The sequence below is a fragment of the Streptomyces sp. NPDC001599 genome, from assembly GCF_042893535.1.
Lineage (GTDB): Bacteria > Actinomycetota > Actinomycetes > Streptomycetales > Streptomycetaceae > Streptomyces.
This window is the reverse complement of record NZ_JBIAVA010000002.1, coordinates 331,554-344,270: the sequence shown is the minus strand read 5'-3', so window position 1 is coordinate 344,270 and position 12,717 is coordinate 331,554. Positions and strand designations below refer to the sequence as shown.

Here is a 12,717-nt window from a genome sequence, read left to right as displayed (position 1 = left end):
GCCTGATGTGGCTAAAGAGCCAGGTCGGGCATGCTCTGGTCGTCAGTGCTCGGGCGAGGGCAGACCCCTGGTGACGGGCAGGGGGCAGCTAACAGGCAGCGCAAAGGGTCAGTGTAGCCACTTGGCACACTGATGTCCAGTGCGGTTCTCGGGGACCGTGTTCGCTCCTCGTTGTTCTCACCACCTGTGCGGCAAGGCCTCGCCCTCAACGCACCCAGATACTGCCCTCTTCGCCGTCGATCCATGCCTCGGATTCGGATCCTTGTGACGACGCCCTGAGAATTGCGCGCTGCGTGCGGTTCGTCAAGGCCCCCCTTGCCCAAACCGGTTGTCGCCAGGGGGCTCTCAGGGCCCCGGCGACGGCACGACGAAGATCACCCTACTCTTCACCGTCACACGTGCAAGGCGACCGCCGCCGGACCCCGGATACGCCGAAGAGCGACCACCCGGATGGATGATCGCTCTTCGGTGCTACGGCGTTACAGACCCTGACGGATCCGTGGATGCCGGTGCGGTCTTACTTGACCTCGACGGAGGCGCCGGCGCCCTCGAGGGACTCCTTGGCCTTGTCCGCGGCGTCCTTGGCGACCTTCTCGAGGACGGGCTTCGGGGCGCCGTCCACGAGGTCCTTGGCCTCCTTCAGACCCAGGGAGGTCAGCTCGCGCACGACCTTGATGACCTGGATCTTCTTGTCGCCGGCACCCGTGAGGATGACGTCGAACTCGTCCTGCTCGGCAGCGGCCTCGACCGGGGTGCCCGGGGCGGCGGGGCCGGCCACGGCGACCGCGGCGGCGGCGGTGACGTCGAACTTCTCCTCGAAGGCCTTCACGAACTCGGAGAGCTCGATGAGGGTCATCTCCTCGAACTGGGCGAGCAGGTCGTCCTGGCTGAGCTTCGCCATGATGGCGGTCCTTCCACTAATTCGGCAGGTGCCGGATGTACGGGGTGTGGCGGGCGTACGTCGGCCCGCTGCGATCCGCGCCGCGCTCAGGCGGCCCGGACCAGAAAGCGAGCCGAGTTACTCGGCACCGCCCTGCTCGTCCTGCTTGGCACGGAGCGCGTCCACGGTGCGGACGAGCTTCGAGGGAAGCGCCTGGAAGAGCTGAGCAGTCTGGGACTGCTTGCCCTTGAAGGCACCCGCCAGCTTGGAGAGCAGAACCTCGCGGGACTCGAGGTCCGCAAGCTTCTTGATCTCGTCGGCGGACATCGCCTTGCCGTCAAGGACACCGCCCTTGATGACGAGATTCGGGTTGTCCTTGGCGAAGTCGCGCAGACCCTTCGCCGACTCCACCGGGTCACCGGTGACGAAGGCAACGGCCGTCGGACCAGCGAAGAGCTGGTCGTCGAGCGTGATCCCGGCCTCGTTGGCCGCAATCTTGGTCAGCGTGTTCTTCACCACGGCGTACTGGGCGTTCTCACCGAGCGACCGGCGCAGCGTCTTGAGCTGCGCCACGGTGAGACCGCGGTACTCGGTCAGCACGGCGGCATTGGAGCTGCGGAACTTGTCCGTCAGCTCGGCAACCGCGGCAGCCTTTTCGGGCGTCGCCATAGAGCCTCGGCCTCCTTCCGGGTGATTCGGACCGCGCGGACCCGAAGGAGGACTGGGGAAAACGAAACGCCCCGGCGCAGGCGCACGGGGCGTGGCTCGACCGTTCGTCATCCGCACGGGGCGGGGACTTCCGGGAGCTCATCCACAGTCACCTGCGCGGGTCGTCCGCAGTTCAGCGGATCCTTCGGCCACCGTGTCCTCTTTCGAACACACGGCAACGACCAGCGGTCTTTGGCTTCTGTGGAAGCGTACGTGAACGGGGCAGTGTCAAGCAAATCCGCCCCCGCGGCGACCGGAGCGGGGCCGGGCGCGCGGCGCCTCAGCCCTGCTGGCTCTCCTTCATCATCTCGGCCAGGTCGGCGACCTCACCGGCCGGAGGGGCGGTGACCTTCACGGGCTCGTTGACGCCGAGGAAGGTGATGGTCATGTCCAGCGGGCCCTTCTTGGCGTCGCCGCGCATGCGGAACTGCTTGGTCTGGTCGTCGCCGTCGACCCACATGTCCATCGTGAGCTTGTCGACGCCCATCTTCTCGTACTGCTCGAGGCTCTTCTGGCGCTTGTCCCGGGTGGCCTTGTCCTCGTCCCCGAGGGACTTCTCCAGGTCGGCGAGGGAGACCGTGCCCTTGTAGTGGGTGGTCTTCACGCCCTCGACGGTCTCGGTGCCGACCTTCTCGACGTCCTTGGCCCCGGTGAGGAAGGTGGACTCGGTGGCCGGGTTCTTGTCGGCCTGGGAGGCGCCGCCCAGCTGGTTCAGCTCGTCGCCGGCGCCCATCGCGGCCAGGTCGAACTTGATCCAGCTCTTGCCGTCCATCTCCTTGGCCGCCTCGGGGCCGCCGCCGATGTACATGGCCTTGTCGACGAGCCGGATCTCCGCGGTCCCCTCGGCGCCCTGGTCGAGCGCCGTCATCTTCATGCTCATCGCGAGCGTCGGCTTGATCTGCATCTCGGCCTCGGCCTTGACCCGGCCCTCCTCGGGGACCTTGCCGGTCATGCGGTAGTGGAGGGAGTTGATCGCCTCCGTGTTCTTCGCCGCCTTGGCGACGGCGGCCGCGGGCGTCATCTCCGGGGACTCGGAGGCCTTGTCCTCCTTGGCACAGCCCACCGCCCCGGCGGCGAGCAGCAGTGCGGCGAGTCCGGCGCCCACGGGCACACGTACGGAAGTCTTCATCGATATCCCCCCACGGGACTCAAGGTGACACAGGAGCGTGAAGGCGTGCAGGGCACAGGAGTCGCACCGCCGCTCCACAGCATGCGTTTGTGACAAGGACGCGAGCGTAGCCGAATCGGTTCGAACGATCTTGTGATTTCTCCGCCGGCGGGCTTCAGCGCCCCTGTGACGCCAGCAGTTCCTTGAAGTCCGCCGTGTCCGCGGCCGGCGGGCGTTCGGCCGAGACCCTGACGCCGTAGTCGCTGTAGTACGCGGTCTGGGTCAGCTCCCCGGTCTTCGTGCGGCCTCGCTCGACCTTCTTGACCAGCAGGTCCCGGTCGTCGACCCAGATGTCGACGGTCTGGGCCGTGTCCCCGCCCACCGTGCCGGACCAGTGCGTGGTGCGCCGGCCGCGCGTCGTCTCCTCGCCCACCCTGCGCACGTCCTCGGCCGTCAGCAGGAGTTTCACGGCCTGGTTGGGCGTGGTGTTGCGCATCTGGTCGGCGAATCCGGCGCCCGCGCCGCCGCCGAGGTCCTCCAGGTCCTCGTACACGTACTTGATCCAGTGCCGGCCGCCCACCCGCTCGGCGAACTCGTCGCCCATCCTGGCGTAGTAGGCGTCGGGCAGGTACCGGGCCTCCATCGCGGTGGTGCCGAGGCGGCGCATGGTCTCGGCGGTCGTGCCGCCGGTGTAGGTGATCGTCAGGGTGCCGGTGAGGCCGTCGTCCCAGCCGAGGGCGCCCGCGGCCTCCAGGGACAGCTCGCGGCCCATCACGGTCGTGGACTCCACCCGCGCCGAAGCCGCCCGCCCGGTGGCCCGCTCGACCGCCCGCAGGGCGTCCGCCGAGGGTCCGGTGAGGGCCGGGGCGCGGGAGGAGGCCGGAGCGGAGACGGACGGCCGGGCCGAGCCGGTGGGGCCGGTGGAATCGCCGGAGTCGTCGGAACCCCCGGCGCCGGTGCACGCGGTGACGCACGCCAGCGCGGCCGACACCGCGACCGAGACGACCGTACGGCGTGCCGTCGTGCCCGTCATCCGCCCACCCCTTGCGCCCCGTACGGCTCCTGCGCCCCGTGCGCGGTCCGTTGCCCGCACGCTAACCCAGGGCGCCGGAAAAGGGGACGGGCCAAAAGGGACGGGCCAAAGGGGACGGGCCCCGCACCTCGGAAGGTGCGGGGCCCGTGAACCGGTGGGCGAGCTGCTCGCTCAGACCGCGGCCGGGTCCTCCTCGACGAGGAGGTTGCGGGTGCGGTTGGAGTCGAGCGGGATGCCCGGGCCCATCGTGGTGCTGAGGGCGGCCTTCTTGATGTAGCGGCCCTTGGCGGCGGACGGCTTCAGACGGAGGATCTCCTCCAGCGCCGCGCCGTAGTTCTCCACCAGCTTGGTGTCGTCGAACGACGTCTTGCCGATGATGAAGTGCAGGTTCGAGTGCTTGTCGACGCGGAACTCGATCTTGCCGCCCTTGATGTCGTTGACAGCCTTGGCGACGTCCGGGGTCACGGTGCCGGTCTTGGGGTTCGGCATGAGACCACGGGGACCGAGCACGCGGCCGAGGCGGCCGACCTTGCCCATGAGGTCCGGGGTGGCGACGACGGCGTCGAAGTCCAGACGGCCCTTCGACACCTCGTCGATCAGTTCGTCGGAGCCGACGATGTCGGCGCCCGCGGCGGTCGCGGCCTCGGCACGGTCACCGGTCGCGAAGACCAGGACCCGGGCGGTCTTACCGGTGCCGTGCGGGAGGTTCACGGTGCCACGGACCATCTGGTCGGCCTTGCGCGGGTCGACACCCAGGCGGAAGGCGACCTCGACGGTGCCGTCGAACTTGCTCGTGGAGGTCTCCTTGGCGAGACGGACGGCCTCGAGCGGGGCGTAGAGCTTGTCCCGGTCGATCTTGGCGTCCGCAGCGCGGAGAGACTTGCTGCGCTTGCTCACTACTGCTCCTGGTGGCTTCTGAGGAGTCGTGGTGCGGGCCGAGCAGGCCCTACCACACTGTCCTGACCTTGCGGCTACCGCCGCGTGGCTGGCTTACGGGGGTGGAGGTCAGCCCTCGACCGTGACGCCCATGGAACGGGCGGTACCGGCGATGATCTTCTCCGCCTGGTCCAGGTCGTTGGCGTTGAGGTCGGGCATCTTGGTGGTGGCGATCTCACGGACCTGGTCACGCGTGATCTTCGCGACCTTGGTCTTGTGCGGCTCGCCGGAGCCCTTCTCCACGCCCGCGGCCTTGAGGATCATCTTGGCGGCCGGTGGCGTCTTGGTGATGAAGGTGAAGGAACGGTCCTCGTAGACCGTGATCTCCACCGGGATGACCCAGCCGCGCTGCGACTCGGTCGCGGCGTTGTAGGCCTTGCAGAACTCCATGATGTTGACGCCGTGCTGACCCAGCGCGGGGCCGACCGGCGGGGCCGGGTTCGCGGCACCGGCCTGGATCTGGAGCTTGATGAGCCCCGTGACCTTCTTCTTCTTGGGAGGCATAGCTCTCCGGGTCCTTTCGATTCGGGTCCTGCCCGCGTTCGGGAGCTACCCGGACACAGGCATACCGCACAACGATAACGGGTATGGATGCGCGGCCAAAAACCGAGCAGGTCAGACGCCGCGCGAGCGGGCGCCTGACCTGGTCGGAAGCAGTACGTCCAGAGGAGTGCGGAGTACCGGTGGGGTACTAGTTCTTCTGGATCTGGTCGAAGCTCAGCTCGACCGGGGTCTCGCGGCCGAAGATCTCGACGAGGCCCTTGACCTTCTTCGAGTCGGCGTTGATCTCGTTGATCGTGGCCTGGAGGGTGGCGAAGGGGCCGTCGGTGACGGTGACCGAGTCGCCGACCTCGAAGTCCAGCACCTGGACCTCGACCTTGCGCTGCGGCGCCGGCTTGCCCTCGGCCTCGGCGGCCTCGCGGGCGGCCTTCTCCTCGGCCTCCGGGGCGAGCATCTTGACGATCTCGTCCAGGGTCAGCGGGTACGGGTCGTAGGCGTTGCCGACGAAGCCGGTGACGCCAGGGGTGTTGCGGACGACGCCCCAGGACTCGTTGGTGAGGTCCATGCGCACCAGGACGTAACCGGGCAGCTTGTTCTGCCGGATCGTCTTGCGGTCGCCGTTCTTGATCTGGACGACCTCTTCCTGCGGCACCTCGGCCTGGAAGATGTAGTCCTCGACGTTGAGCGAGACGGCGCGCTGCTCGAGGTTGGTCTTCACGCGGTTCTCGTAACCGGCGTAGGTGTGGATGACGTACCACTCGCCGGGCAGGACGCGCAGCTCCTGACGGAGCTTCTCGATCGGGTCGAGCTCGGGCTCCTCGGCCTCGGGCTCCTCCTCGGACTCCTCAGACTCCTCGGCGTCCGCCGCGTCGGCGTCGGCCTCGGTGGCCTCCGCGTCGGTCGCCTCGGCGGTCTCGTCCTCGTCCGCCTCCGCTTCCGTCGCGTCCTCGTCCGTCTCCGCGACGACCGTGTCGTCGGCAGCCTCGGCCTCGGCGGAGGCCTCGGTGTCCTCGTTGTCGGCGCCCTCGACGGTGCCGAGCTCGTCCTCGACGGACTCGACCGGCTCGATGGCGTCGTTCACGTTCGGGTCAGACACTGTGGCTGCTTCTTCCTGGATACATAGGGGTGGAACACGCGAAAGGGGCGCCGGGTACCTCGGCGCCCTTCGCTCTCGACTCAGCCGAAGACGTACTTGGCGGCGTGAGAGAAGCCATAGTCAATCAGAGTCACCAGGCCGATCATGATGACCACGAAGATGATCACCACGGTGGTGTACGTCGTCAGCTGGTTGCGACTGGGCCAGACGACCTTGCGCAGCTCCGCGACGATCTGGCGGTAGAAGAGCGCGAGCCGCTTCAGCGGGCCCTTCTTGCCTCGCTTGCCGCCTTTGCGGGACTTCTTCTTGGAGTCCGGCGCCTCGTCCTGGGCATCAGGCATGTCGATGGAGCCCACGGCGTCCGTCACTCGTCCTCACCTGATTCCGGGTCGTGGCCGTGCCGCGCCCGGTTGGAGCCGCACGGCGGTGCATTGCTGTACGTACATGCGCACACATCCTGGCGATGGTGTGTGTAGCAGGGCCGGAGGGACTTGAACCCCCAACCGCTGGTTTTGGAGACCAGTGCTCTACCAATTGAGCTACGACCCTTTGTTCGTCCCCCAACGTACCGCATCCGCCCGGATGCTTGGTGTGCACCGGGTGATCGCGGACCGCTGAAGGCCAACGAGGTGAGAGTGTACGTGCTCACGGGCCGGGCGTCGAACAGAAAGCGTGTCCGGACTGATGTTCAGGCCGGGGACCGGACTGGCGTTCAGGTCCTGGACCGGTCCGGTTCAGTCCGTGAAACCCCTGTGCCCGTGAGGTTTCCGGTCTGGAACGATGGGGTCATGAGCGCTGCAACCCCTCCCACCGAGCGCCGGGTCTCCGCCCGAGTCGGCGCGATCTCCGAGTCCGCGACCCTCGCCGTGGACGCCAAGGCCAAGGCCCTCAAGGCCGCTGGACGTCCCGTGATCGGCTTCGGCGCGGGTGAGCCCGACTTCCCGACGCCGGACTACATCGTCGAGGCCGCCGTCGAGGCGTGCAAGAACCCGAAGTTCCACCGCTACACGCCGGCCGGCGGGCTGCCCGAGCTGAAGGCCGCCATCGCCGCGAAGACGCTGCGCGACTCCGGCTACGAGGTCGACCCGTCGCAGATCCTCATCACCAACGGCGGCAAGCAGGCCATCTACGAGGCGTTCGCCGCGATCCTCGACCCGGGCGACGAGGTCATCGTCCCGGCGCCGTACTGGACGACGTACCCGGAGTCGATCCGGCTGGCCGGCGGTGTGCCCGTCGACGTCGTCGCCGACGAGACGACCGGCTACCGGGTGACGGTGGAGCAGCTGGAGGCGGCGCGCACCGAGAAGACCAAGGTCGTCCTCTTCGTGTCGCCGTCGAACCCGACGGGGGCGGTGTACAGCGAGGCCGAGACCGAGGCGATCGGCCGCTGGGCCGTCGAGCACGGACTGTGGGTGCTGACCGACGAGATCTACGAGCACCTCGTCTACGGCGACACCGTGTCCGTGTCCCTGCCGGCGCTGCTGCCCGAGCTGCGCGACAAGTGCATCGTGGTCAACGGCGTGGCGAAGACGTACGCGATGACCGGCTGGCGGGTCGGGTGGGTCATCGGCCCGAAGGACGTCGTCAAGGCCGCGACCAACCTCCAGTCGCACGCCACGTCCAACGTGGCCAACGTGTCCCAGGCGGCGGCGCTGGCCGCGGTCTCCGGCGACCTGGACGCCGTGTCGAAGATGCGGGAGGCCTTCGACCGGCGCCGCCAGACGATCGTGCGGATGCTCAACGAGATCGACGGTGTGCTGTGCCCCGAGCCGAAGGGCGCGTTCTACGCCTACCCGTCGGTGAAGGCGCTGCTCGGCAAGGAGATCCGCGGCAAGCGTCCGCAGGACTCGGTCGAGCTGGCCGCGCTCATCCTGGAGGAGGCCGAGGTCGCGGTGGTGCCGGGTGAGGCGTTCGGCACGCCGGGGTACCTGCGGCTGTCGTACGCGCTCGGGGACGAGGACCTCGTCGAGGGCGTGAGCCGGATCCAGAAGCTGCTGGCGGAGGCGCGGGACTGAGCCTCCCTCCGCCCACGGGGCCACACCTCGACGTCGAGGTGTGGCCCCTGTTTCTTTGTGCGAGCAAGACCACGTACGGGGAAAGTGCTGTCGTGCCGGGCGTGTCGTGCGGCAGGATCACTGGATGGAGCGTGTACGTGATGTCTCTGAACTGCCCAAGGCCCATCTCCACCTGCACTTCACCGGGTCGATGCGGCCCACCACCCTGCTGGAACTGGCCGACAGGCACGGGGTGCGGCTGCCCGAGACGCTGACCGAGGCCTTGAGCCGCGGGGAGTCGCCGAAACTGCGGGCTACGGACGAGCGGGGCTGGTTCCGCTTCCAGCGGCTGTACGACGCGGCGCGGTCGTGCCTGCAGACGCCGGAGGACATCCAGCGGCTGGTGCGGGAGGCCGCGGAGGAGGATCTGCGGGACGGGTCGGGGTGGCTGGAGATCCAGGTCGATCCGACGTCGTACGCGCCTCGGCTGGGTGGGCTGATCCCGGCGCTGGAGATCATCCTGGACGCGGTGGAGACGACCGTGCGGGACACCGGGATCGGGATGCGGGTGCTGGTCGCCGCGAACCGGATGAAGCATCCGCTGGACGCGCGGACGCTGGCGCGGCTGGCGGTGCGGTACGCGGAGCGGGGGGTGGTCGGGTTCGGGCTGTCCAACGACGAACGGCGCGGGATGGCGCGGGACTTCGACCGGGCGTTCGCGATCGCGCGGGACGGGGGGCTGCTGAGCGCGCCGCACGGGGGTGAGCTGACCGGTCCGGCGTCGGTGCGGGACTGCCTGGACGACCTGGAGGCGGACCGGATCGGGCACGGTGTGCGGGCGGCGGAGGATCCCCGGCTGCTGAAGCGGCTGGCGGACCGGCAGGTGACGTGCGAGGTGTGTCCGGCGTCGAACGTCGCGCTGGGCGTGTACGAGAAGCCGGAGGACGTGCCGCTGCGGAGGCTGTTCGAGGCGGGGGTGCCGATGGCGCTGGGCGCGGACGATCCGCTGCTGTTCGGGTCGCGGCTGGCCGCCCAGTACGAGATCGCGCGCGAGCACCACGGGTTCACGGACGGGGAGCTGGCGGAGCTGGCGCGGCAGTCGGTGCGGGGGTCGGCGGCGCCCGAGGACGTGAAGGGGCGGCTGCTGGCGGGGGTGGACGACTGGCTTGCGGCGTAGGCGGTGGACGCGGGTGCCTGCGGCGGCCTGTGCGGGTTCGGTGGGGGTGCGCGTGGCGCGGTGCGTGCGGTGGTGGGTCGGGGCCGCGCCGGGGGGTGTCCGTCCTCGGAACGGCGCGAAATCGGTTCCTTGAAGAGGCTCGGGGCGTTGACGCGCCAACCGCTGCGGGCGGACACCCCCCGACACGTCCCCTCACCGCCGTACGCGGCTTTCCCCGCCAACGCTCCGCGTCCCGCTCCTCGCCGTACGCGGCTTTCCCCGCCAACGCTATCGGCAGTCCCCGCCCCCGCCACCGCCGCTGCGGCCAGTCGCCACGCCGCTCCGCAACTGCGGGCAGTCGTGCCGCTGGGGCGGCACGGGTGGGCGGTGGGGGTACCTCCCAGGCCGTTCAGGCACTGGGGGAGGCACCCCGCTACGCCGGGCCGCGTCACCCACCCGCGCCCACACCCCGGCACCCCGCGTCACCCACCCGCGCCCACACCCACCCCGGGTGTCGGTCACGCGCCGGGTCACGCGACCCGCCCCGCGCCCGCACCCCGGGTCACGTGACCGACCCCGCCCCACTCGCCCCCCGCCAAGCCCGCAGCCGCGCATACGCCGACAAACCGTCCGGCACGAACTCCCACTCCCCGAGCCGCCCCTCCAGCTCCGCCTCCGGCAGGAACCCGTGCCACGCCACTTCCTCCACCTGAGGAGACACCGCCCCCGCCACCCGCACCTCGTACACCGCCGACCACCACGTCCGCCCGGCCCCGTCGTCGTACAGGAACTTGAACAGGAACTCCGGCCGCGGCAGTCCGCTCACCCCCAGTTCCTCCTCCGCCTCCCGCAGCGCCGCGTCGTCGTAGGGCTCGCCCGCACCGACCACCCCGCCGACGAACATGTCGTACAGCGCGGGAAACACCAGCTTCGTCGCTGTGCGGCGGTGGACGAAGACCCGTCCCTCGGGGTCCCGGGCCCAGACGAACACGCACCGGTGCCGCAGGCCCTGCGCGTACGCATCGCCCCGCCGGGCCTGCCCGACGACGCGGTCGTTCTCGTCGACGATGTCGAGGATCTCGTCAGCAGAGCTCATGTGCCCATCCAAGCAGCAGGCGCCGCAGGCCTCAGCTCCGCTCCAGTGCCCGTTCGCGCCCGCTCTCGCCCGTGCCCTGCGGCATGGCCGGGTGCAGGCCCAGCAGGACGATGCCCCCCACGACCGCCGCGAGGCCGGCCGCCTGCCAGGCGAGCGCTCCGGCGTCGGTGTGCAGCCGGTCGCCGAGGAAACCCACCCCGCAGGCGATGCCCGCGAGCGGCTGGGCCGCCGTCAGCGCGGGCAGCGACCTGCGCAGGGGCGCCGTCTCGAAGGCGCTCTGGACCAGGACCAGGCCGGTGATCCCGAGCACCACCACGGCGTACGGCTGCCAGCCCGTCAGCAGTTCCGCGAGGCCGCCCGCCGAGAAGCGCCGGCCGCTGACCCGGGTCAGCGCGTCCTGCACGCCGTAGAGCAGGCCGGCGGCCAGGGCCAGCAGGGTCGGGCCCCAGGTCAGCCGCAGGCGGCCGGCGCACAGCGTGAGCAGGAGGGCCAGGCCCAGCATCACGCCGACGATCAGCCAGTGCCGCAGCGGGTCGGTCACCGCACTGCCCCCGCGCGGCTCGCCCGCCAGGATGAACGCGGTCACCCCGCCCGCGAGCAGCGCCAGACCGGCCCAGCCCTGCCGGCCCAGCGGCTGCCGGGTCTGGATGCGGGAGAGGGCGAGGGCGAAGAGGAGGTTCGTCGCCAGGAGGGGTTCGACGAGGGTCAGTTCGCCGCCGCCCAGCGCGAGCGCGCCCAGCACCATGCCGGCCACCATCAGGCCCATGCCGGCCAGCCAGCGCGGTACCCGCATCAAGTCGAGCAGGAGGCGGGGCGAGAGGAAGTCGCCCAGGGGGGCGCGCTGGGCCGCGTTCTGCTGGAGGACGAAGCCGAAACCCAGACAGCACGCGGCGCACACGGCGAGGACCAGGACGAGAACCGACACGCTGCGTACCTCGATCGTCAGTCGGGTCACGGGGGCGTCGGGGACGACTCTAGTGCGGGTGGGCGGCGGGTGCGGGGTGAGTGGCGCATTCGGAGCTGCGGCGGGCGTCCGGGGTGGTGTCAAGGGACTGTTCGGTGGGCAAGTGCCCCTGCCGTCACGCTAGTTGACGCGTGTAACAGGCTGATTCCTCTTGACGTCAAGCATTGGCTGCCGGTTTGCTGTGCGTGATCAGTTCATGGCAATCCGGTCATGGCAGTCCGGCTACGACGACCTACCGCGTCGCGTGAGGAAGTTCCCGCGGTGTCCCCACCCCCGCCTCCCCTCGGCCGCGGCCGCAAACGCGCGGCCCAGGCCTTCGACGAGGCCCTCGACGACGCCGAACTCGTCGCCACACGTGCCGCGTTGGCTCAGGGGCGCTGGCAGTCGGTCCGCTCGCTGCTCGTCCACACGGGTGACGACTGGGACCGCCGGGGCCACCGGGTGGCCGCACTCGCCAAGGAGTCCCACTGCGCCCCCTGGGCCCGCGAGTGGCTGCTCGCCGAGCCCGACTCCGCCGACGCGTCGGTACTGCTCGCCCACGCCCTGGTGCACCGCGCCCTGCGGGGGAAGGAGAAGCCGGACCGGGCCCGCGAGGCGTGCCGGGCCGCTGCCGCGCTCGTGCCGGACGACCCCACGCCCTGGCTCGGGCTCCTCGTGCTGGAACGCTCCCTGGGCGCCGACGAGGACGTCATCCGGGTCTTCGACGAGGTGCGCGGACGGTACGCCGACCACCACCACGCCCACCACCTGATGGTGGCGCGGCTCGCCGAGCGCGGCGGCGACGGCGGCCCCGACCCGCTGCACGAGGTGTACGACTTCGCCAACTGGGCCGCCGAGCAGGCGCCCGCCGACTCTCCGCTGGCCATCCTCCCGGTCGTCGCGCACGCCGAGCGCTACCGCGTGCTGGCCGCCGCGGGCCACGAGTCCCCCGACCCGCGCGCCTCCGGACACTGGGTCGGCCGGCGCGCCCGGCTGGTGATGAAGGCGGCCTTCGACTGGTGGCTGGAGTGGGAGCAGGACGGCCATCCGCGCCGGCTGATCGACCTCAACTTCCTCGCCCACGCCAAGTCCTGCGAGGGCCGCGGCGCCGAGGCCGCGGCCCTGTTCCACCGCATCGGCGAGCACGCCACGCCGGCCCCGTGGTCGTACCCGGACCGCGACCCGTTCGCCGCCTTCCGTGCCGCCCGCGCGGGCGCGCTCGGCACGGCCTGACCGCCCCGACGCACACCACCCACCCGAAAGCCA

General features: G+C 70.3%; 13 protein-coding genes and 1 tRNA gene. 3 read left to right on the top strand and 11 right to left on the bottom strand.

Annotated features, from left to right (window positions below):
• Window positions 1–517: 517 nt before the first annotated feature.
• The 9 genes from rplL to ACFYZ3_RS06180 all read right to left on the bottom strand — a co-directional run bounded on the left by rplL (window position 518) and on the right by ACFYZ3_RS06180 (window position 6,811).
• Window positions 518–901 (bottom strand): 50S ribosomal protein L7/L12, encoded by a 384-nt coding sequence (rplL, locus tag ACFYZ3_RS06220; RefSeq protein WP_388514309.1) that lies wholly within the window; start codon window positions 899–901, stop codon window positions 518–520.
• Between the two features lie 117 nt (window positions 902–1,018).
• A complete protein-coding gene (gene rplJ, locus ACFYZ3_RS06215; protein WP_003974311.1) occupies window positions 1,019–1,549 on the bottom strand; it encodes a 50S ribosomal protein L10 in 531 nt (176 codons plus the stop codon).
• 319 nt (window positions 1,550–1,868) lie between these two features.
• Window positions 1,869–2,717 (bottom strand): DUF1396 domain-containing protein, encoded by an 849-nt coding sequence (locus ACFYZ3_RS06210; RefSeq protein WP_361010134.1) that lies wholly within the window; start codon window positions 2,715–2,717, stop codon window positions 1,869–1,871.
• A gap of 154 nt (window positions 2,718–2,871) precedes the next feature.
• Entirely contained in the window at window positions 2,872–3,729 is an 858-nt protein-coding gene (locus ACFYZ3_RS06205; RefSeq protein WP_388514307.1) for a hypothetical protein, read from the bottom strand.
• Window positions 3,730–3,900: 171 nt separating this feature from the next.
• Entirely contained in the window at window positions 3,901–4,626 is a 726-nt protein-coding gene (gene rplA / locus ACFYZ3_RS06200) for a 50S ribosomal protein L1 (protein WP_003974314.1), read from the bottom strand.
• A 108-nt stretch (window positions 4,627–4,734) separates the two neighbouring features.
• Window positions 4,735–5,169 carry a 50S ribosomal protein L11 gene (rplK, locus tag ACFYZ3_RS06195; RefSeq protein WP_003974315.1) on the bottom strand — a complete coding sequence of 145 codons (435 nt, stop codon included), beginning with the start codon at window positions 5,167–5,169 and terminating at the stop codon, window positions 4,735–4,737.
• Window positions 5,170–5,356: 187 nt separating this feature from the next.
• Window positions 5,357–6,262, bottom strand: coding sequence for a transcription termination/antitermination protein NusG (gene nusG / locus ACFYZ3_RS06190; RefSeq protein WP_388514304.1), 906 nt, complete (start codon window positions 6,260–6,262; stop codon window positions 5,357–5,359).
• Between the two features lie 80 nt (window positions 6,263–6,342).
• Window positions 6,343–6,630 (bottom strand): preprotein translocase subunit SecE, encoded by a 288-nt coding sequence (gene secE, locus ACFYZ3_RS06185; protein ID WP_007443916.1) that lies wholly within the window; start codon window positions 6,628–6,630, stop codon window positions 6,343–6,345.
• 108 nt (window positions 6,631–6,738) lie between these two features.
• Window positions 6,739–6,811 (bottom strand) — tRNA-Trp (locus ACFYZ3_RS06180).
• Window positions 6,812–7,050: 239 nt separating this feature from the next.
• Here ACFYZ3_RS06180 and ACFYZ3_RS06175 point away from each other — a divergent pair.
• Complete coding sequence (locus tag ACFYZ3_RS06175) at window positions 7,051–8,277, top strand: pyridoxal phosphate-dependent aminotransferase (RefSeq protein ID WP_388514302.1); 1,227 nt, start codon at window positions 7,051–7,053, stop codon at window positions 8,275–8,277.
• A 124-nt stretch (window positions 8,278–8,401) separates the two neighbouring features.
• Window positions 8,402–9,433, top strand: coding sequence for an adenosine deaminase (locus ACFYZ3_RS06170; RefSeq protein ID WP_388514300.1), 1,032 nt, complete (start codon window positions 8,402–8,404; stop codon window positions 9,431–9,433).
• 541 nt (window positions 9,434–9,974) lie between these two features.
• On the opposite strand, the gene ACFYZ3_RS06165 is transcribed toward ACFYZ3_RS06170, so the two are convergent.
• Window positions 9,975–10,508, bottom strand: a complete 534-nt coding sequence (locus ACFYZ3_RS06165) for an NUDIX hydrolase (protein ID WP_388514299.1) — start codon at window positions 10,506–10,508, stop codon at window positions 9,975–9,977.
• Window positions 10,509–10,539: 31 nt separating this feature from the next.
• The gene (locus tag ACFYZ3_RS06160) at window positions 10,540–11,433 is read right to left on the bottom strand and encodes a DMT family transporter (protein ID WP_388514298.1); all 894 of its coding nucleotides are present in this window, start codon (window positions 11,431–11,433) and stop codon (window positions 10,540–10,542) included.
• Between the two features lie 300 nt (window positions 11,434–11,733).
• Between ACFYZ3_RS06160 and ACFYZ3_RS06155 the strand changes: the two genes are divergently transcribed.
• On the top strand, window positions 11,734–12,684 hold the full coding sequence (locus ACFYZ3_RS06155; RefSeq protein WP_388514297.1) for a hypothetical protein: 951 nt from the start codon (window positions 11,734–11,736) through the stop codon (window positions 12,682–12,684).
• Window positions 12,685–12,717: the final 33 nt, after the last annotated feature.